The 15,499-nt window shown below is 41.0% G+C and carries 9 protein-coding genes and 1 tRNA gene; 8 read left to right on the forward strand and 2 right to left on the reverse strand.

Annotated features, from left to right (window positions below; genetic code table 11):
• Positions 1 to 1,011, reverse strand: coding sequence for a LacI family DNA-binding transcriptional regulator (locus B5F08_RS08715; protein WP_087378386.1), 1,011 nt, complete (start codon positions 1,009 to 1,011; stop codon positions 1 to 3).
• Positions 1,012 to 1,514: 503 nt separating this feature from the next.
• Between B5F08_RS08715 and B5F08_RS08720 the strand changes: the two genes are divergently transcribed.
• From B5F08_RS08720 to B5F08_RS08750, 7 genes are all read left to right on the forward strand, one after another.
• Positions 1,515 to 2,912: a PTS transporter subunit EIIC gene (locus B5F08_RS08720; protein ID WP_087378388.1), complete on the forward strand. Its 1,398-nt coding sequence runs from the start codon at positions 1,515 to 1,517 to the stop codon at positions 2,910 to 2,912.
• A gap of 43 nt (positions 2,913 to 2,955) precedes the next feature.
• On the forward strand, positions 2,956 to 5,280 hold the full coding sequence (locus tag B5F08_RS08725) for a glycoside hydrolase family 31 protein (RefSeq protein WP_087378390.1): 2,325 nt from the start codon (positions 2,956 to 2,958) through the stop codon (positions 5,278 to 5,280).
• A 449-nt stretch (positions 5,281 to 5,729) separates the two neighbouring features.
• Positions 5,730 to 7,733, forward strand: coding sequence for a 1,4-alpha-glucan branching protein GlgB (gene glgB, locus B5F08_RS08730; protein WP_087378392.1), 2,004 nt, complete (start codon positions 5,730 to 5,732; stop codon positions 7,731 to 7,733).
• A gap of 96 nt (positions 7,734 to 7,829) precedes the next feature.
• Positions 7,830 to 9,026 carry a glucose-1-phosphate adenylyltransferase gene (locus B5F08_RS08735; protein ID WP_087378394.1) on the forward strand — a complete coding sequence of 399 codons (1,197 nt, stop codon included), beginning with the start codon at positions 7,830 to 7,832 and terminating at the stop codon, positions 9,024 to 9,026.
• A 5-nt stretch (positions 9,027 to 9,031) separates the two neighbouring features.
• A complete protein-coding gene (glgD, locus tag B5F08_RS08740; protein ID WP_087378396.1) occupies positions 9,032 to 10,144 on the forward strand; it encodes a glucose-1-phosphate adenylyltransferase subunit GlgD in 1,113 nt (370 codons plus the stop codon).
• A 122-nt stretch (positions 10,145 to 10,266) separates the two neighbouring features.
• Entirely contained in the window at positions 10,267 to 11,694 is a 1,428-nt protein-coding gene (gene glgA / locus B5F08_RS08745) for a glycogen synthase GlgA (RefSeq protein WP_087378398.1), read from the forward strand.
• A 102-nt stretch (positions 11,695 to 11,796) separates the two neighbouring features.
• Positions 11,797 to 12,663: a hypothetical protein gene (locus B5F08_RS08750; RefSeq protein WP_087378400.1), complete on the forward strand. Its 867-nt coding sequence runs from the start codon at positions 11,797 to 11,799 to the stop codon at positions 12,661 to 12,663.
• 323 nt (positions 12,664 to 12,986) lie between these two features.
• Here the strand turns inward: B5F08_RS08750 and B5F08_RS08755 are convergent.
• Positions 12,987 to 13,063: transfer RNA gene (locus B5F08_RS08755), tRNA-Met, on the reverse strand.
• 248 nt (positions 13,064 to 13,311) lie between these two features.
• Here B5F08_RS08755 and metG point away from each other — a divergent pair.
• Positions 13,312 to 15,267, forward strand: coding sequence for a methionine--tRNA ligase (metG, locus tag B5F08_RS08760; RefSeq protein WP_087378401.1), 1,956 nt, complete (start codon positions 13,312 to 13,314; stop codon positions 15,265 to 15,267).
• Positions 15,268 to 15,499: the final 232 nt, after the last annotated feature.

Genomic DNA, 15,499 nt, shown 5'->3' on the forward strand with positions numbered 1-15,499 from the left:
TTACATGTTTTTAAGCTTTTGGGCGGTGGTTGTGTCACGGGAAATTATTCTTGAATCCAGCTCATAAGAGGATATGGAAATAATCTCTTCATTTATAAGACCGATTATCATGCCAACAGCCTTGTCGCCCATTTCCTTTAAAGGCTGGGATAAGGTTGAAATGCTTGGATGACATTTCTTTGAAAGGATTGAATTATCAAATCCAATAACAGCTATATCCTGAGGAACTTTATATCCGTGCTCGTAAAGAGCCTTTATAAGGTCGCAGGCGGTGGAGTCATCGTGGGCAAAAAGCGCCTGACTTTTAATCTCGTTGCTGTTGAGATAATTTTTAATGTGATTAAAGGGAAGAAGACTTTCGATTGATTCAACAACCGGAAGTTCAATTATATCGCACAGCTCATAGCCCTCCTCTTTCAGAGCGTCTCTGAAGCCGTTGAACTTTGAAGCTGATGTGGACACGTTTGTGGGACCTACATAGCCGATTTTTGTAAAGCCTAAAGAAAGCAGGTGAACTGCGATTTTTCGTCCTCCGTTATAGTGGGATATGCTTATGGAGTTAAAGCCTTTAAGCTCCTTTGTAATGGCTACAACAGGAATGTTTATTCCCGTGTAGGTTTTAACGCTTTTGGAGGAGGAAACAGGGACGGTTATTATTCCGTCAACTCCTATAGCTCTCATTTCATTGATGAGATTTTTCTCCCTATCCAGATTTTTGTTAGTGCACATTACAACTATACTGTAGCCCTCGTAGTTTGCGGTTGATTCTACAGCCGCAAGGATTTCAGTAAAAAAGGGGTTTATAAGGTCGGGCAAAATAACGCCTATAAGGTTTGACTTGCTTTTTACCACAGCGCCTTTTCCTTCACCGGTCTGGTAATTGAGCTTTTTTACCCAGTAAAGCACATTTTGCTTTGTTTCCGGTTTTATTGACGGGTGATTGGACAGCACTCTTGAAACGGTAGCCTGGGAAACACCCGCCTTTTCTGCGATTTCTCTCATACTTGCCATATTTAGTGTTTATGCCGGCAAAATAACTGCCGGCTTTTCCTTTCAGTTTAATATAATATTATTCTCATGTATGAATGAATGTATAATGTTATGAAATGCTCTGCAAAAAATACAAAAACGATACATGCTTAAAACAATAGAAAAAACGGTTTACATAAGAATATCATAGCATAACATTGACTTTTAAGCAAGAATTATTTTAAAATTCTGTTGCATTTGCAACAGAATAAGGGCGGTTTTTATGCATAATGTATCATTGCGTTTCATTTGCTATGCATAACAGCAGGATTTTAATGGGTCTTAAAATGCCTTTATATGAATGTAAAGTGAATTAAAAACAGGCATTAAATGGTATAATTGTATATATTATTTAAATTATTAAAATTTTTTCAATAAGGTATTGACAAAAGACTAATTATGTATTACTATATTCATGTAACAAAGATGTATCAATGAAACGTGATACATCGAAATAAATTATATACAAAGAAAGGGTGTTTAATGTGAAGCTGGATTATGGGAAGATGGCAAGAGAAATCATCGAAAAAGTAGGCGGAAAAGAAAATATCTCATCCGTTACTCACTGTGCCACAAGACTCAGACTCATCGTTAAAAACAGAGACATTATCGACGACGGAAAGGTTACTGAAATTGAGGGCGTTAAGGGCGTGTTTTATAACGCCGGTCAGTATCAGATAATTTTGGGAACAGGCGTAGTAAACCGTGTTTATGACGAATGCTGCGCAATGGATATTTCCGTTTCAACAAAAGAAGAAATCAAAGAACTTAAAGAAACCAATAAAAATAAGCTTCAGAAAGCTGTTCGTACACTGGGCGACGTGTTCGTTCCTATTATTCCTGTTATAGTTGCAACAGGTCTTATCCTTGGTTTAAAGGGCGCATTGCTCAATGATAACTTCCTGGGACTTTTCGGCGCAAGCTCTGCCGATATTCCTCAGAATGTTTTGGTTCTTTTGGACGTTTTGTCAGGTACAACCTTCTCATTTATGCCTGCTCTTGTTTGCTGGTCAGCATTTAAGACATTCGGCGGTAATCCGGTTTTGGGTATTGTTTTGGGACTTATGCTGGTTTCAACCTCATTGCCAAACGCATATTCCGTTGCAGACCCGTCAAGCGGAGTTACACCTCTTTACCTGTTCAACTTTATCCCGATTGTAGGCTATCAGGGCAGCGTGCTTCCTGCTTTTGCAGTTGGTCTTATCGGTGCAAAGTTTGAAAAATTCCTTCACAAAAAGGTTCCTGCAACTTTTGATTTGCTCATAACTCCTTTTGTGGTTTTGGTTGTTATGATGTGCCTTGCTCTCATCGTTATCGGACCAATCCTCCACGTTGTAGAACAGTTCGTTTTGAATACACTTACAATGTTTATGGGCTTGCCTTTCGGTATCGGCGGATTCCTCATCGGTTTCTTCTGGTCAATTATAGTTTTGACAGGTATACATCACCTTTCAAATATTTTGGAAATCTCAATTCTCACACAGACAGGCTTCAACCCTGTTAACGCAATTTACACCTTTGGCGGATTTGCAAATGCAGCTTGCTGTCTTGCACTTACATTAAAGAGCAAGGATAAGCCTACAAAGCTTTTGGGAAAGAGCGCAACAGTTTCTTCACTTTTGGGTATCGGTGAGCCTGCTCTTTTCGGTGTAATTCTTAAAAACAGTATCAGACCGTTTATGATAATGTGTCTTTGCAGCGGATTTGCCGGAATGGCTTCCTCACTTTTGGGACTCCAGGGTACAGGTAACGGTATCAGCACAGTTCCGGGACTCTTGCTCTTCGTATATTCACCTTATCAGCTCCTTTGCTACATAGGCGTTGCAATCTTCACATTCGCATTGACATTTGCAGCTACATGGTTCTTTACAAAGGCCGAATAATTAAATTATAATCAAATACAGATAATTATATGGGAGTGAAAGTATGGAAAACAATATTATCAGTGGTAAAAAATACCGTATCACAATGCTTACCCAGCGTCTTGTAAGACTTGAGTACAGCGAAAACGGAGTTTTTGAGGACAGACCTACTCAGGCGGTAATCAACAGGGATTTCGGAAAAACAGAATTTACAGCGGAAGAGAAAAACGGTGAACTGATAATAGAAACTCCGTACCTGAAGCTTACATACAATAAAAAAGAATTTTCCAACAACGGTTTAAGCATAAAGGTTTTGGGAAATTGCAGCAATTACCGCAGTACATGGTACTACGGAGACGACTTTATGGATTTGGGAGGCACTGCCAGAACTTTGGACAAAGCCAACGGCAGCGTCCCCCTTTCCAAGGGACTTATTTCAAAAAACGGTTTTTCAGTATACGACGACAGCAAGTCCCTTGTGATGACCGACGACGGGTTTGTTAAACCACGTGAAAATCAGGTTACCGATATTTACTTTTTCGGTTACGGACATGACTACAAGAGCTGTATAAAAGATTTTTATCACCTCTGCGGAAGTCAGCCTCTGCTCCCGAGATTTGCGCTGGGCAACTGGTGGAGCAGATACTATAAATACACCCAGCAGTCCTATATGGAACTTATTGAAAAATTTGAAAATAAGGGTATTCCTTTTTCAGTGTCCGTTCTTGATATGGACTGGCATCTTGTGGATATTGACCCTAAGTACGGAAGCGGCTGGACTGGTTATACCTGGAACAGAGAGCTGTTCCCAGACCCGAAAGCCTTTATGACCTGGCTTCATGAAAAGGGACTTAAAATCACACTTAACGTTCATCCTGCCGCAGGTGCAAGAGCCTTTGAGGATAACTACAAGGAAATGGCTCAGGAACTGGGCGTTGACTGGGAGAAGGAAGAAACAATAGAGTTTGATATTTCAGATAAAAAATTTCTCGATGCGTATTTTAAATACCTGCATCATCCTAATGAGGAAATGGGTGTGGATTTTTGGTGGATAGATTGGCAGCAGCAGTCCCATACAAAAACCGAGGGCCTTGACCCATTGTGGATGCTTAACCACTTTCATTATTTAGACAGCGGAAGAGAAGGCAAAACTCCTCTTACTTTCTCCAGATATGCGGGCATCGGAAGCCACAGATACCCCATAGGATTTTCAGGAGATACATATATAACTTGGGACAGCCTTGATTTTCAGCCCTATTTTACATCAACTGCGAGCAATGTGGGCTACGGCTGGTGGAGTCACGATATCGGCGGGCACATGCATGGTTATCGTGACAGTGAGTTACAGCTCCGCTGGATACAGTACGGTGTGTTCTCGCCAATAAACAGACTGCACTGCTCAGATAACATTTTCTGCGGAAAAGAGCCTTGGAACTACGATATAGGCACAGAAATCGTTATGACAAAGTTTTTAAGACTCCGTCATAAGCTGGTTCCTTATCTCTATACAATGAATGTTTGTCTGAGAGAGGAGGGCAGACCTCTTATTCTGCCAATGTATTATGAGTATCCGGAAGCAAAGGAAGCCTATAATTTTAAAAATCAGTATTATTTCGGAAAAGACATGATTGTTTGTCCTATAACCTCTCCTTCAAATAAAAAATCCTGTCTCGGCAAAGTCACAGGATGGCTTCCTTCCGGCTACTGGTACGATATTTTCACAGGCACAAGATATAAGGGCGGCATGACTAAGGACTTTTACAGAAACAATGAGAGTATTCCTGTTTTTGCAAAAGCCGGAACCGTGCTTCCGTTAAGCGCAGAGGTTGAAAACTCTGCAAAAAATCCTGAAAGCTTTGAGGTTCTTGTTTTCGCCGGCGACAGCGGAAGCTTTAAGATGATTGAGGACAAAGATGAGAAGGCTGAAACAAGGCTTGAAACAGAATTTGTCTACAGCTGGGGAGATGCTCCTAAGCTTACAATTTCCGCTTCCGGATGTTTTGAAAGCGTTCCGGAGAACCGCCGCTACAGCGTTAAGGTTTACGGACAGAGCTTTGAAAATGCTTCTGTTTTGGCAGATGGAAAACCTGTGGACTATGAGGTTTCACAAAAGGAAAAATCCTCTTATACAATTACTCTGCCTTATATGAAATCCGATACAAAGCTTGAAATTGTCTTTGGCAACAACGAACTTGCAGAAAATCCTGTTTTGGACATGACTGAAAAAATCCTCAATATGGCAAGTATCGGGTACGATAAAAAGCTTGAAATTTTCACAGCAGTTAAAAATAATATGGATGAAAAAAATGTCTGCGCAAGCCTTTTGACCATGAAAGACGAGGGCGACACAACAGTTGACTCGATAGTTGAACTTATATGTGCTCAGTGATGTAAAAATTTAGAATTAGTGAAAAAACGCCAACACTTTTCAACCTGAAAAAATATAAAAATATACAGAAAATACCATCAAGTATTATCCGGAGAAAAGGTTCTTAAATTGAGAACCTTTTTTCTTTTGTGGAAAAATAACTGGTAAAATTGAATAATAAATCATATACAAATGTTGGGTTTTGTGAGCTTGTGTGAAAGAAAAGAAAAAAATCTTCGAAAAATTTAATTCCAAATCGGAAAAATGTTTTAAAAAAAAGAGAATGTTATTGCGTTTTTTGTAGTGTTTTTTTGTCATACCGTTCTTTTTAGAAAATATACACGAAATTTTAATATTTTTTTCGTGAATTTACTTGAAATTGACTGTATAATTTGTTATTATATATGTGTATGAATAAGGTTTAATTTATTATTGTATAGAGGCATATTCTGCGAAAGGGAGTGTCAGAAATGAACTACTCATTAAATGATTCGAGATATCCGTTGGATCTTTTTCACGACGGTGACGCCGTAAGAGCTTATGAACTTTTGGGTTCCCATTTTGTAAAATGGAATGACCGTGACGGAGTTGTTTTCCGTGTTTGGGCACCTAATGCTCTTTCCGTGTCCGTTGTAGGCGATTTTAACGGATGGGACAAAACCGCAAACTTCATGTACAAAATAAGCGAGCCGGGAGTATGGGAGCTTTTTATTGAGGGTATACAGCAGGGTGAAATATACAAATATTGTGTGGAAACTCCAACACATGAAAAAGTGCTTAAATCAGACCCTTACGGATTCTGCTTCCAGATGCGCCCCGACAATGCTACCGTAGTTTATGATATAGACGGTTATAATTGGAACGACAATGCTTGGGTAAAACACAAAAGCGAAACAAATCACAGGGACTGCCCTTTGAATATCTATGAAGTTCATGCAGGTTCATGGATGAGAAAAGAGGACGGCTCCTCTTTGAGCTACATAGAGCTTGCCGACAAGCTTATTCCTTATGTTAAGGAAATGGGCTTTACTCATATTGAGTTTATGCCTCTCACTGAGTACCCTTATGACGGTTCATGGGGTTATCAGGTTACAGGTTACTTCGCACCGACAGTTAGATACGGAAATCCTAAGGATTTTATGTATTTTATTGATAAATGTCACCAGGAGGGCATAGGCGTTATTTTGGACTGGGTTCCTGCCCACTTCCCAAGAGACGCCCACAGCTTGGGTAAATTTGACGGCACATGCTGCTATGAATATGCCGATACAAGAAAAGGCGAGCACAAAGAGTGGGGTACATATGTTTTTGACTATACCCGTTATGAGGTTATCAGCTTCCTGATTTCCAGTGCAATGTTCTGGCTCGATATGTACCACATAGACGGTATTCGTGTTGACGCTGTTGCTTCAATGCTTTACCTTGATTACAACAGAAGAGACGGCGAGTGGGTTGCAAACAAATACGGCGGCAAGGAAAACCTTGAAGCTATTGAATTTTTGCAGAGACTCAACACAGCTACTCACCTGTATCATCCTGACGTTATGATGATTGCAGAAGAAAGCACCTCATGGCCTTTGGTTTCACGTCCTGTTGCCGACGGCGGTTTGGGCTTTGACTATAAATGGAACATGGGCTGGATGAACGATATGCTTCATTACATGACCCTTGATCCCCTTTGGAGACCTTTCAACCACGACAACCTTACATTCAGCTTCTTCTATGCATTTTCAGAAAACTTTATTCTTCCTATTTCTCACGACGAGGTTGTGTATGGAAAGGGTTCTTTGATAAACAAAATGCCGGGAGACGAAATTCTTAAGTTTGCAAACGTGAGAACATTTATGGGCTATATGATGAGCCATCCTGGAAAGAAGCTTTCCTTTATGGGTTCTGAAATAGGCCAGTTCAACGAATGGAACTTCAATGCTCAGATTGAGTGGGAATTGCTTGACAAGAAACAGCACAAGCAGATTCAGGATTTCTTCAGAGACATAAACAAATTCTATCTTGAAAACAAGCCCCTTCACGAGATTGATTTCTCTTGGGAAGGCTTTAACTGGATTCACCACGACGACTATACACAGAGCATCATAGCTTTCAGAAGAATGGATAAGAGCGGCGACGAGATTATCTCCGTATGCAACTTCCAGCCTTTGGAAAGACAGAACTACTGCATAGGCGTTCCGAAATACGGCGTATACGCAGAGGTATTCAATACCGACGCAAAGAAGTACGGCGGCATGGGAATTACAAACGGAAAGAACATTAAAACCGTTGACGAGGCAATGCACGGCTACGAGCAGTCAATAAGCCTTGATATTCCTCCTATGAGCGTTATGTACCTCAAGTGTGTAAAGGAAACAAAGAAGCCTGAAAAGAAAAAGGCTACGGTGAAAAAATCCACATCAAAAACCGCAGACAAAGAAAAGATTTCAAAATCTGCCAAAGCATCAAAAGCAGACAAAAAATAATTATTAAACAATAATATTGTAGCCTGCCGAAGATGTCTTTACGGCAAGTTGAATATAAATTTAAATCAGCATAAATATTGTTTGGAGGTAGCTATTATGATTCCTAAGCAAGAAGTTGTAGCAATGTTGCTTGCAGGCGGTCAAGGCTCACGTCTTGGTGTGCTTACAAAGAAATTGGCAAAGCCCGCTGTTCCATTCGGCGGTAAATACAGAATTATTGACTTTCCGCTGTCCAACTGCGTTAATTCCGGCATCGAAGCTGTCGGCGTTTTGACACAGTATCAGCCATTGGTACTCAACGAGTACATCGGCAGCGGCGCACCATGGGACCTTGACGGTATGCACTCAGGCGTTACATGCCTCAGCCCATATCAGGCAGTTGAGGGCGCAGACTGGTATTCAGGTACTGCAAACGCCATCTATCAGAACATTTCCTACATCGACAGATACAATCCTGAGTATGTTGTTATCCTTTCCGGTGACCACATCTACAAGATGGACTATTCTAAGATGATAGCTTATCATAAGGAAAAAGAAGCAGCTTGCACAATCGCAGTTATTGACGTACCTCTTTCAGAGGCATCTCGTTTCGGTATCCTCAACACAAATCCGGACGGCTCAATCTATGAGTTCGACGAGAAGCCTGCTGTTCCTAAGAGCACAAACGCTTCCATGGGTATCTATGTATTCAGCTGGGGCGCACTTAAAAAGTACCTCATCGAGGATGAAGCTGATCCTAATTCCAGCAACGACTTCGGTAAGAACGTTCTTCCTGCAATGCTTAACGCAGGCGAGAGAATGTTTGCTTATCCATTCGAGGGTTACTGGAAGGACGTTGGAACAATCGACAGCCTTTGGGAGTCCAACATGGATCTTCTCGACCCTAATACAACATTGGATCTTAAAAACATCTATTCCCGCAACCCAATGATGCCTCCTCACCATATCGGCGAAGAAGCAGAAATCCAGAATTCTCTTATAGCTGACGGATGTAACGTAGACGGAAAGCTCGAGTTCTCTGTATTGTTTGCAGGCGTAAAGGTTGGCAAGGGTGCAGTTGTTAATTCTTCAATCATCATGCCTGGCGCAGTTATTGAGGAAGGCGCAGTTGTTCAGTATGCAATAGTTTCCGAAAACTCTGTAATCGGAAAGAACGCTGTTGTAGGTGCAAATCCTGAGGATGTAGAAAACAGAGCTGACTGGGGAATTGCTGTTATCGGCGATAATCTTAAAATCGGCGAGGGTGTTGTTGTTCCTCCTAAAGCTATGATAGATCATGACATGGAGGTATAAGAATCATGAGAAGCAATAATATTTTAGGTCTTATTTTTTCCAACATAAATGACGATAAAATTCCTGAGCTTACCGCTAAAAGAACTATGGGCAGCGTGCCTGTAGGCGGCAAGTACAGAATGATAGATTTTCCTCTTTCAAACATGACAAATTCAGGTATCAACAACGTAGGTATCGTTGCAAGAAACAACTACCTCTCCCTTATGGATCACGTTGGTACAGGCGCTGCTTGGGACCTTTCCAAGCGTCATTCAGGTTTGACAGTTTTGCCTCCTGTTGGAACAAACAGTTCCCTCAACAAGGTTGAAACAATCTACAGCATCAGAGGCTACATAAATCACTGTCAGGAAGAGTATGTTTTGATGTGCTCCAGCGACTTCGTTGCAAATGTTGACTATCAGAAGGCATTCTATGAGCACATGAAGACAGGCGCTGACATTACAATTATGTATAAATACATGCAGATTCCTGCAAAGCGTACAAATCCTGTAGTTCTTTCCTTCGACGTTAACAAGAGAATCACAGAGCTTTTGATTAAGCCGGGCGCAGATGACAACTACTACAACATGGCAACCGGTACAATCATCATCAAGAAGGACCTTCTTCTTCAGCTTATCGAGGGCTGCGTAAGCTCCAACAGATTGAACTTCAACAGAGACGTTCTTCAGGTAAATGTTGATAAGCTCAAAATCTGCGGATATGAAATCGAAGGCTACTGCCGTTTCATCAACTCAACAGCAGATTACTTTGATGTAAACATGAGCCTTATGGACGCAAACGTAAGAGCACAGCTCTTCAACAGCGACCGTCCAATCTACACAAAGGTTAGAGACGATATGCCAAGCCGCTATGGTCTTGGAAGCCACGTTAAGAACTCCTTGGTAGCTCAGGGCTGCGTTATCGACGGTGAAGTTGAAAACTGCATTATTTCCAAGGGCGTTTACATTGCTAAGGGCGCAAAGATTAAGAACTGCGTAATCATGCAGGATTCAAAGATTGGCCCTAACACAAACCTCAACTATGTTATCATTGATAAGGACGTAGAGGTTAAGGAAGGCAGAAATCTTATGGGATTTGTAACCTGCCCAACATATATTCCAAAGCAGTCAATCGTTTAATTTAATAAATATGGGCAATGCGGTAAAACGCATTGCCCGATAAAATAAAAGTCGGATTGAAAAAGATGCCGGCTGATTTGTCATAAAGAATATATTGAGAACATCTCAAGGAGGAATTACAGTTGAGAATTTTATATTGTTCTTCAGAAGCACTCCCATATGCCGGCAGCGGCGGTCTTGCCGACGTAGCAGGAAGTCTTCCACATACATTGTGCAAAAAAGGTGAGGATTGCAGAATAGTAATGCCTCTTTACGGCACAATTTCTCAGGAACTCAGAAACACTTTGAACTTTATCACAAACTTTACAGTTCCTGTTGCATGGCGTCATCAGTACTGCGGACTTTTCTGGGCTCGCTGGAATGACTGCACATACTATTTCATAGACAACGAATACTATTTCAAGAGAAACGCTCTTTACGGCTTCTATGATGACGCCGAGAGATTTGCATTCTTCTCAAGAGCTATTCTTGAAATGCTCCCATATATCGATTTCCATCCGGATATCATCAATGCCAACGACTGGCAGACAGCTCTTGTTCCTACATACTACTATCTTTTCTATTCAAAGAATCCATGGTATGCAAACATCAAGAATATTATCACAATTCATAATATTCAGTACCAGGGCGAGTATGGCTGGGAAGTTAACACAGAGTGCGTTGGTATTCCAAAGAGCGACGAGTATCTTTTGGAGATGAACGGAAACCTGAATTTCCTCAAGGGCGCAATCGAAACAGCAGTAAGAGTTACAACAGTTTCTCCAAGCTATGTTTCAGAAATCAGAGACCCATGGTTCAGCCACGGTCTTGACCCTGAGCTCAATCTCCGTTACTATAAGCTTTGCGGTATCCTCAACGGTATCGACGTTGACAACTACAATCCTGAAACAGACCCGAATGTTTATGCAAACTATTCTTTGAACAACATGGCAGGCAAGGCAGAGTGTAAGCGTAAGCTCCAGGAAAGACTTTCTCTCGAGCAGAGAGCAGACGTTCCTATGGTTGCAATGGTAACACGTCTTGTTTCCCATAAGGGTCTTGACCTTGTAAGAATGGGGCTTGAGCATCTCATGAACACAGAGGATATGCAGTTTGTAATCCTCGGTTCAGGCGACGCAGAGTACGAAGATTACTTCAGATACATGCAGAATAAGTATCCGGGCAGAATTTGCGCTTGCATCGGCTTTATCCCAGAGCTTGCAAGAAAGATTTATTCCGGTGCAGATATATTCCTTATGCCTTCAAAGGCAGAGCCATGCGGACTTTCACAGATGATAGCTTTGCGCTATGGTACAATTCCTGTAGTTCGTGAGGTAGGCGGACTTAGAGACTCTGTTCACGACAGTATGGACGGTTTCGGTAATGGATTTACATTCAGAAACTACGATACAGCAGACATGCAGAACGCAGTAAGACGTTCTCTCCAGGGTTACAGAGATCACGACGGCTGGCAGCAGCTTGTTGAAAGAGCTATGAAGAGCGACAACAGCTGGTCACGTTCCGCAGATGACTATATCAATGTTTACCGTGACACTCTTAATTGGGACTAATTTTAATATCTGAAATTTTTCAAAACAATATTCTCTTTGCAGAGGGAGAAACGGTAACCTTTATGGGTTGCCGTTTCTTTTTTTATTTGTGGGGTAATATGTATGAATGGGTTTACTATTTTATCATTCTTAGAATGTGTGCTGTTTCTTTTTTATCAAATCTTTTTGGCAAAATTCTTATCTGTGGGAAAGAGAAAGAAAGCGTTAGTTTTAACTGTGGCTTTTGAACTGGCAGCAGCGTTTATTTTGTGCGGCTCCATTGTATACTCTTATGTAAACAATATAAATTTTATAAATATGCTTCGCTTGATATTGATATCTGTATTTTTAATGTTGTTTATTATATTTCAGTTTTTCCTCAGAGAACGTATTCCCATAAAAAGGGGAAAAACAGCCATTTGTATTATTCTCAGTTTAGTAATATCAGTCTTAGCGGCAAAAGGTATTTTTATAATTGAAAGCAATATAAAAAGCTTTGATACTCCGGAACAGGCTATCGAATACTCAGTAGGACAGCATGTTTTTGAAGATTATACAGTTATCAATGAAGGAAACTATTGCTTTGTAGTAGATGCAAAAAGTGATGTATCCAGCGGAATATACCCGTTGTACTATTCGCAAAAAGATTTAAAGACCGGAAAATGGAGTATGCTTTTCATGGTGGAGAATTCCGTGGAGAAACAGCTGGACAGTGAATCTCTGTTGATGAACACTTTAATTTTCTGTAAGTATATGCCGGAAACAGATAAGTGTTTTGTTTTGGCTGAAAACAGAAATGATAAACTTAAATTTATGGAAAGCGTCACCGATAAAAACGACGTGTCCTTTGAACCGATTTTTACAAAAGAAGACATAGAAAAGGATGAAACAATTCCAACATTCTTTTATGATGTGTTGGACTGTGAAAACGAAAAAATAGAAATAAAAATAAACGGCGCATCCAGAACTATAGATGTACCAGAAAAATAGAGAGTAATTAGGAAATCGTAATATGGAATGAAAATATTATCGACTTTATTGACTTAAAGAAAATCGGAAATACAGACCATTATTTGGCGGATAAAGCTGTTAAACTGTACGGAAAAGAATCTTTAAATTATAATAAAAAGCTTTGCGACAACTTGTGTTTATTAAAGATAGTTTTTATAGATAACACATACTTTGAGGTTGTTTGCAATGAAGTTTTAATTAGAGATTCTATATTCGATGCTGATAGAAAAATCAAAGTGTGATTTTATAGAAAAGGAAATAAAAAAACAGACACAACGCATTTACGTTGTGTCTGTGTAATTTGGTTGCGGAGGCAGGATTTGAACCTACGACCTTCGGGTTATGAGCCCGACGAGCTACCGAGCTGCTCCACTCCGCGATATATATGAAGCACTTTCGTGCGCTTCATCGTTTCAGCGTATTTTATTATATCAATTGGAAAGGCGTTTGTCAATACTTTTTTAAAAATTTTTTATTATTTTTATTCTTTATAAAAATATACTGAAAAATGTATTTTGCATTGCTATTTTTCTATGGAAATAAATTGCATTTCGATGGGTTTATTGGTATAATAATATGAAAGCCGTTAAGCGGCACTAAATTTACAAAGAAAGAGGAGTGTTCAACATGTGTCAGAAAACACCGTATTACATTACGACCGCTATCGCTTACACATCCCGCAAGCCACACATCGGCAACAGCTACGAGATTGTATTGACAGACGCTATTGCGAGGTACAAGCGAATGCAGGGATACGACGTGTTTTTCCTTACCGGTACTGACGAACACGGTCAAAAAATAGAGGAGTACGCAGCCGCCGCAGGTGTTTCTCCAAAGGAGTATGTGGACAAGGTTGCAGGTCAGATTCGTGAAATCTGCGATATGCTCAACGTATCCTACGACAAGTTTATCAGAACTACAGACGATTATCACGAAAAAGTGGTACAGAAAATATTTAAAAAGCTTTACGAACAGGGCGATATTTACAAGAGTGAGTACGAGGGTCTTTACTGCACACCTTGCGAGAGCTTCTGGACAGAGGCTCAGCTTGTAGACGGAAAATGCCCTGACTGCGGCAGAGAGGTTAAAAAGGCAAAGGAAGAGGCTTACTTCCTTAAAATGTCAAAATACCAGAAACAGCTTGAAGAGTTTATCGAAAACAACCCTGACTTTATTTTCCCTGAGAGCAGAAAGAAAGAGATGCTCAACAACTTTATAAAGCCGGGACTTCAGGACCTCTGCGTTTCAAGAACCAGTTTCAAATGGGGTGTTCCCGTTGACTTTGACGACAAGCATGTTATCTATGTTTGGATTGACGCCCTTTCAAACTACATCACTGCTTTGGGTTACGACCCGGACGGAAGCTCAGATCTTTATAAAAAATACTGGCCTGCCGACGTTCACATTATCGGCAAGGACATTTTGAGATTCCACACAATCTACTGGCCTATTATGCTTATGGCTTTGGGCGAGCCTTTGCCTAAGCAGGTATTCGGTCATCCATGGCTTTTGTTCGGAACAGACAAGATGAGCAAATCCCGTGGAAATGTTATCTATGCTGACGACCTTATCAATCTCCTTGGTGTTGACGCAGTTAGATACTATCTCCTGTCTGAAATGCCATATACAAGCGACGGTTCAATAACCTATGAAACAATTATCGAAAGATACAATTCAGACCTTGCCAACACTTTGGGCAACCTGGTAAACAGAACTATCGCCATGAGCAACAAGTATTTCGACGGCGAAATTCTCCCCGGCGATGTTAAGGAGCCTGTGGACGATGACCTGATAAATACAGCTCTCACAACAGTTGAAACAATAGATAATCTTATTAAGCAATACAGAATGAGCGACGCTCTTGACGCTCTCTTCAATCTTGCACGCCGCTGCAACAAGTACATCGACGAAACAGCACCTTGGGTTCTTGCAAAAGACCCGGAGAAGAAAGGCCGTCTTGGAACTGTACTTTACAATCTTTTGGAGGGTATTCGCTTTACCGCAGTGCTTTTGGCTCCGTTTATGCCGGACACTTCAAAGAAGATTTTTGAACAGCTCAACTGCGACGTAACCGATTACGAAAGCCTTAAAACCTTCGGCGGCACAAAGGTTGGCGGCAAGGTTGGAACTCCTGTTCCTCTCTTCTCAAGAATTGACACTGAAAAGATGCTCAAGGAAATTGCCGAGAAGCAGGAAGAGGCTGCAAAGAAAGCCGACCCGAAATCCGACAGAGAAGAAAAGAAAGCAGAGCTTGAGGGTATCGCACAGATAGGCATAGAGGACTTCTGCAAGGTTGATTTGCGTGTTGCAGAAATCAAAGCCTGCGAGCCTGTAAAGAAAGCCAAAAAGCTTTTGAAGCTCACCCTTGACGACGGCGCAGGTGAAAGAACTGTAGCCAGCGGAATTGCAAAGTTCTACAAGCCGGAAGACCTTATCGGACACAGAGTTGTTCTCGTTTCAAACCTGAAGCCTGCAAAGCTCTGCGGTGTTGAAAGCTGCGGCATGATTCTTGCTGCAACCTGCGGCGAAGAAGTAAAAGTAATCTTCGTAGATGACATGACCCCCGGCTCCAAAATCAGTTAATTTTAGTTCCGCTTATTTTGATTCCGCCTTGGAAAGGTTTTAGCTGGAGGTTGCCGTTGTGCATGCGGCGGGTAATACTTCCTTTTGGCGGTAGAAATTCCTATTCTCACAGATAGGATTTGTTTTGATTCCGTCTATTTTAATTCCGCCTTGGAAGGGTTTAAACTGGAGGTTACCGTTGTGCATGCGGCGGGTAAAACTTCCTTTTGGCGGTAGAAATTCCTATTCTCGC

Source organism: Anaeromassilibacillus sp. An172 (assembly GCF_002160515.1).
Lineage (GTDB): Bacteria > Bacillota > Clostridia > Oscillospirales > Acutalibacteraceae > Limousia > Limousia pullorum.

Coding starts and splice junctions, on each gene's coding strand:
- metG (WP_087378401.1), top strand. CDS start 13,312: ATGTGTCAGAAAACACCGTATTACATTACGACCGCTATCGCTTACACA.
- B5F08_RS08715 (WP_087378386.1), bottom strand. CDS start 1,011: ATGGCAAGTATGAGAGAAATCGCAGAAAAGGCGGGTGTTTCCCAGGCT.
- glgD (WP_087378396.1), top strand. CDS start 9,032: ATGAGAAGCAATAATATTTTAGGTCTTATTTTTTCCAACATAAATGAC.
- glgB (WP_087378392.1), top strand. CDS start 5,730: ATGAACTACTCATTAAATGATTCGAGATATCCGTTGGATCTTTTTCAC.
- B5F08_RS08735 (WP_087378394.1), top strand. CDS start 7,830: ATGATTCCTAAGCAAGAAGTTGTAGCAATGTTGCTTGCAGGCGGTCAA.
- B5F08_RS08750 (WP_087378400.1), top strand. CDS start 11,797: ATGAATGGGTTTACTATTTTATCATTCTTAGAATGTGTGCTGTTTCTT.
- B5F08_RS08725 (WP_087378390.1), top strand. CDS start 2,956: ATGGAAAACAATATTATCAGTGGTAAAAAATACCGTATCACAATGCTT.